This window comes from Actinocorallia lasiicapitis, assembly GCF_054778695.1.
In genome coordinates this window covers 1-976 of record NZ_BAAGZI010000793.1, presented here as the reverse complement: position 1 = coordinate 976, position 976 = coordinate 1, and the positions used below count along the sequence as shown (strand labels likewise).

1 protein-coding gene is annotated in these 976 nt (G+C 75.8%); it reads left to right on the top strand.

What is annotated here, in order from left to right; translation table 11 throughout:
- Nucleotides 1-29: 29 nt before the first annotated feature.
- On the top strand, nt 30-976 hold a 947-nt coding region (locus ACYVE7_RS34660; protein WP_460370871.1), incomplete at its 3' end, for a hypothetical protein.

The following is a 976-nucleotide window of genomic DNA, read 5'->3' as shown; positions in this document are numbered from 1 at the left end:
CGCCCGGCGGCGACGTCAAGGCCGGTCCCATGGCGGGCGCGGGGCTGCTCGCCGACGGGCCGTCCGCCGAGCTCGTCGCCGCGATCCAGCGGTCGTTCATCGCCGCCACGGCCGTCAACCCCCAGCAGTTCGCCCAGACCGACCCGGCGTTCGCGCCCGGCACCCCCAGCACCGTCTCCGCGCTGTGGGGCGCGGTCCTGTTCAGCGCCGGAACCCCCGTCGTCCTGCACGAACACCCCCTGGTCGCGATGTTCGCCGACTACCTCACCGTCCCCGCCGACCAGTTGCGGTGGATGGTCCCGCCCGACCTCACCCGGCTGGCCACCTACTACGCCGACCGGCTCCGCGCCGGCGACCAGCTCGGCGCCGGCTACCTCGTGCGGATCATGGGGGACGCCGCCACTGCACTCCAGGCCGACCCCGCCTTCCGGCCCGGGGCCTCCGCCCTCGCCGCGATCTGCGCCGGCACCCAGCAGCAGGCCGCCGCCGACCTGCAGGCCATCGGCTACGGCCCCCAGCACGTCACCAGGGAGTGGCTGCGCCGCTGCCCCGCCGAGTTCGCCGCGCCCGTCGTCCGCGAAGCCTCACCGGGGGAGTACCTGCGGCTCGCCCTGTACGACCTCGCCGAGATCGTCGGATCGCTCGCCGACGCGCCCACCAACCCCACCGACGTGCGGCGCGCCGCGGCCGCCGTGTTCGCCGCCGACCTGCAGACCGTCCCGCAGGCGGTCAACGCGGTCCTGCCGTGGCTCGAACCCGACTCCGCCCGCACCGTCACCGAGGTCCTCTCCCAGGCGGGCCACCCGCTGCGCGAACTGTTCCCCCAGGGGGTCAGGCTGCCCGCGCGGCTGTCCTCCAGCGACCCGGCCAAGATCCGCGCGCTGCTCGCCACCACCCACTCCCTGGCCATGACCGCCTGCCGGCTCGCCCAGGCCCGTCCGACGCACCTGGAGTTCGTGGTCCCCGCCGCGTGCGC